Origin of the sequence: Microcella sp. (assembly GCF_033763155.1) — a bacterium.
In the GTDB taxonomy this organism is placed as follows: Bacteria; Actinomycetota; Actinomycetes; order Actinomycetales; family Microbacteriaceae; genus Microcella.
This window is the reverse complement of sequence record NZ_JANRKZ010000227.1, coordinates 1-3,886: the sequence shown is the minus strand read 5'-3', so window position 1 is coordinate 3,886 and position 3,886 is coordinate 1. Positions and strand designations below refer to the sequence as shown.

Sequence of the window (3,886 nt, the reverse complement as noted above, 5' to 3'; positions counted from 1 at the left end):
GCTGCCGACGATCACGCCGGTCACGACCACGACGACCACGAGGGTCACAACCACTAGGTCTCGCGACACCACGATGGGCTCGGCGCTTCGGCGCCGGGCCCATCGTCGTTCTCGTTCGGTGAAGTGTGCACGGCGGCTCTGCCCACGGCGAACACGGCGGTTCTCGCGCGTTCGCTTGGGTAGATTCGAACAACGAGACGAACAGGAGCTCTTTCCATGGCTGAACCGGCAATGCCGAACAGTGTTTTCGACCGACTGCTGAAAGACCGCATTATCTGGCTCGGGTCAGAGGTGCGCGACGAGAACGCCAACGAGATCGCGGCCAAGTTGCTGCTGCTCGCGGCAGAAGACCCCGAGAAAGACATCTACCTGTACATCAACTCGCCCGGCGGCTCGATCACGGCCGGCATGGCGATCTACGACACCATGCAGTTCGTGCCCAATGACATCGTCACAGTCGGCATTGGCATGGCGGCCTCGATGGGCCAACTTCTGCTCACCGCGGGCACCAAGGGCAAGCGCTACATCACGCCCAACGCGCGCGTGCTGTTGCACCAGCCGCACGGCGGCTTCGGCGGAACCGCGAGCGACATTCAGACGCAGGCCCAGCTCATCACCGACATGAAGCACCGACTCGCCGAGATTACGGCGGCTCAGACGGGCAAGACCGTCGAGCAGATCAATGCCGACGGTGACCGCGACCGCTGGTTCACGGCCGAAGAGGCGCTCGCCTATGGCTTCGTCGACCACATTCGCGCATCGGCCACCGACATCGTCGGCGGCGGCGGCACGGGCGAGAAGTAACGCGGCGAGAGACGAAGGACGACACTCATGGAATTCCCCACCTACGGCGCCGCCAACCCCGGCATGCCGAGCAGCCGCTACATCTTGCCGAGCTTTGAAGAGCGCACGGCATACGGCTACAAGCGTCAAGACCCCTACGCCAAGCTCTTCGAAGACCGCATCATCTTCCTCGGAGTGCAGGTTGACGATGCGTCGGCCGACGACGTCATGGCCCAGCTGCTCGTGCTCGAGTCGCAAGACCCCGACCGCGACATCGTCATGTACATCAACAGCCCCGGCGGCTCGTTTACGGCCATGACGGCGATCTACGACACGATGCAGTACATCCGTCCGCAGATTCAGACGGTTGTGCTCGGCCAGGCCGCGTCGGCCGCGGCCGTGCTGCTCGCTGCGGGCACGCCAGGCAAGCGCCTCGCGCTGCCGAATGCGCGCGTGCTCATCCACCAGCCGGCGACCGGCGATGCGGGCCGCGGGCAGGCGAGCGACATTGAGATTCAGGCCAAAGAGATTGCTCGCTTGCGCGAGTGGCTCGAGGTCACGCTCTCGAAGCACTCGAACCGCACCGTCGAGCAGGTCAACAAAGACATTGACCGCGACAAGATCCTCATCGCCGAAGAGGCACTCGAATACGGCCTCATCGACCAGGTGCTTACGAGCCGCAAGACCGTCACCCCGGCGTTGACGGCCTAGCCACACAACAACAGTCGAGCCCCGCATCCTTTTTCCGGATGCGGGGCTCGACTCGTTGGTGGGTGAGCGTTCTAGCTGTCGATCGTCGTCTCGTCGATCGACTCGTCGGCTCGTTCGGTGCGGCGGTTTCTCGTGATGACGGCGCTCGCCACGATCGCGCTCACGGCAGCGATCGCCGCGAGCACAAAGGCGACAAACGTCAGCACAACGGCCGATTCGCTGTCGGCGGTCGTCGCGGGATCGGTGACGACCGTGCCGCCACCGTCACCCGCACCGTTGTGGGAGGTCGCGCAGACAGGCGCCGAGGTCAAGGCCGGAGACGTTGATGGCTTTGCCGTGGGTTCATACCGGAAGGCGATCGTGTCAGAGAGTGTGTGGCCGTCAGCTGACACGAGCTGGAACGTCAGCGTGTAGTCGCCTGCCGCACCCAGGGCGGCAACGGTGGACATCGACCGCCCATCCACCGTCACGCACCCATCGCCATAGAACCCGCCGGCGGCATCGCTGATGACCATGCCAAAGCCCGACGCCTCGCCCGATAGGTCGAGCAGAATGTCGTTTGCTGTCACGGTGAAGAGTTCGGGCACGGTCGTGAGCGTTTCGCCCTCTTCTGGCGTTGACGAGACGACGTAGTTGTGCGCCGCCGCCGGAGCGGCCGCCCCGAGTACGAAGCCCAGGGCGACCGCAACGGTGCAGAACGCAGTCAGCGTGTGCTGGCGCGACTTCCGGATCACGAGGTGACTCAGGCCTTGCTGGCCGTCGAGCGGCGTGCCACTACGGCGAGCACGATACCGATGACTCCAACGATCACTCCGACGATGCCAAGCACCCGCGCGACGACGTCGCCGTGCGACGCAGCCGTGTCGGAGTCAGCCGAGTGGGCGTCTTCCATGCTGTGGTCGTCGCTCGCGCCGTCGCTGTGACCGTGCTCATCGCCGGTGGACGCCGTGAGGGTCACGACGGGCACTTCGTCGCCAACCCACTCGACCGAGCCTTCGGTGCACGTTTGCGTCACCGGAAACTCCACCGTGTCGCCCGCCTCGCCCTCCGGCAGCTTCAGCGACAGCGCGAAGGTATCGCGCAGGTCGGATGGCAGGCCGCCCGTCGTCGAGGTGTAGACCACCTGGGTGACCTGCTCTGTCGCTTCGTCAAACACCTTCTCGACCGTCCACGACGGGTTGACCGTCGGGGTCACGCTTGCAATCGACTCGGGAATGTCGATGGTGACGACCTGCGTCGGCGACTCTTCGCAGCCGTGAGGCACCGAGAAAGTGACGACGGTGTACGACCCGGCGGCCGTGCTGCTGGCCTCGGCGCCCACGTCTGCGCTCGCGGCAGTCGGTGCCGCAAGGGCGAGGGCGGTGCCGGCGATCGCGGCGAGAGTGATGCTCATGGACTTGTTCATTGCAGATTCCTGTTCGTTGTGGTGCCCGGTAGGCGCGCGCAGAGCGCACCGCCTCGGTGCGGGCAGAAAAAGTGAGGTACGGACGGTCGCCGACTAGGCGACGGCAACCACCGGAGGCCCTCGACGATCAGGAATGCGCAGGGCGTCGGTGCCACGCAGCGCTTCGGGATGCTGGCCGCGAGCGACCAGCCGTGCCACGGTCGGCACCGCGGGTGCGAGGTAACCCTCGACGACGCGAGCAAGAGCGGCGACCAGCGCGGCAAGGCATGCGGCAACAGCCGTCAGGCCCGTGCGAAGGAGCGCGTATGCGACGATCGCGGCCGCGAGGTGACCCGCAATCATCGCGGCGGCGGGGGCGACCGTGGCGACGCTAGCGTCAACCGCAAAGCCGAGCAGGGGATCGTGGGCGTGAGCCGTGGTGCTGTGCGTGAGATCGGGCGTGGAGGCCGGGGCACTCGCCCCGAAGAACGCGAACATGCCGTGGAACATGACCTGGTCGAGCACGACACCCGCGGCCGTGCGGCGACGGCTGAGGCGGCGACCGACGATGAGCATCCCGAAACCGCCCGAGAGCAGGAGGGCGGCAGTGATCGCGACCAGCGAGGGAGTTGCGCCGCCGGCGGCGGTGTGGAACATGGCCGCCACGAGGGTTGACACGCCAGCGACGACCCACGACGCAGCGAGGCGCTGACGGCGCGCGGTGAGAGCAGAAGTTGCGGTCATGTCGATCTCAAATATAGGCGGCGGTTCTGGGTGGATGCCCGGCCGGCGCTTCCCGCGGCGCGCCCCAGCACGCCGCGCCGACACCCGGGTGGGGGCAGGTGCACGCAGAACGTCGTGTGACAGCGTTAGGCTCGCGTGAGGGGTGGGTCGAGCGTGATCTGCCCCGCGATTGAGGGGTGAGGCAATGGCTCGCATCGGAGAAAGCGCCGACCTGCTCAAGTGTTCTTTTTGCGGAAAGAGCCAGAAGCAGGTTCAGCAGCTCAT

General features: G+C 66.0%; 5 protein-coding genes. 2 read left to right on the top strand and 3 right to left on the bottom strand.

All coding sequences use genetic code 11. The features are described 5' to 3' along the window. Positions 1-216: 216 nt before the first annotated feature. Together SFU54_RS09735 and SFU54_RS09730 are read left to right on the top strand one after the other, a co-directional pair. Complete coding sequence (locus SFU54_RS09735; protein WP_319016079.1) at positions 217-804, top strand: ATP-dependent Clp protease proteolytic subunit; 588 nt, start codon at positions 217-219, stop codon at positions 802-804. 27 nt (positions 805-831) lie between these two features. After that, positions 832-1,494 (top strand): ATP-dependent Clp protease proteolytic subunit, encoded by a 663-nt coding sequence (locus tag SFU54_RS09730; protein WP_319016078.1) that lies wholly within the window; start codon positions 832-834, stop codon positions 1,492-1,494. Positions 1,495-1,565: 71 nt separating this feature from the next. On the opposite strand, the gene SFU54_RS09725 is transcribed toward SFU54_RS09730, so the two are convergent. The 3 genes from SFU54_RS09725 to SFU54_RS09715 form a co-directional block, all read right to left on the bottom strand. Continuing rightward, positions 1,566-2,228, bottom strand: coding sequence for a copper resistance protein CopC (locus SFU54_RS09725; protein ID WP_319016077.1), 663 nt, complete (start codon positions 2,226-2,228; stop codon positions 1,566-1,568). A gap of 8 nt (positions 2,229-2,236) precedes the next feature. Further along, the gene (locus tag SFU54_RS09720) at positions 2,237-2,887 is read right to left on the bottom strand and encodes a YcnI family protein (protein WP_319016076.1); all 651 of its coding nucleotides are present in this window, start codon (positions 2,885-2,887) and stop codon (positions 2,237-2,239) included. Positions 2,888-2,992: 105 nt separating this feature from the next. Then, positions 2,993-3,622, bottom strand: coding sequence for a hypothetical protein (locus tag SFU54_RS09715; RefSeq protein ID WP_319016075.1), 630 nt, complete (start codon positions 3,620-3,622; stop codon positions 2,993-2,995). Positions 3,623-3,886: the final 264 nt, after the last annotated feature.

Excerpts from the sequence above, each read along its gene's own strand:
- SFU54_RS09735 (WP_319016079.1), top strand. The coding sequence starts at position 217 with ATGGCTGAACCGGCAATGCCGAACAGTGTTTTCGACCGACTGCTGAAA.
- SFU54_RS09730 (WP_319016078.1), top strand. The coding sequence starts at position 832 with ATGGAATTCCCCACCTACGGCGCCGCCAACCCCGGCATGCCGAGCAGC.
- SFU54_RS09720 (WP_319016076.1), bottom strand. The coding sequence starts at position 2,887 with ATGAGCATCACTCTCGCCGCGATCGCCGGCACCGCCCTCGCCCTTGCG.
- SFU54_RS09715 (WP_319016075.1), bottom strand. The coding sequence starts at position 3,622 with ATGACCGCAACTTCTGCTCTCACCGCGCGCCGTCAGCGCCTCGCTGCG.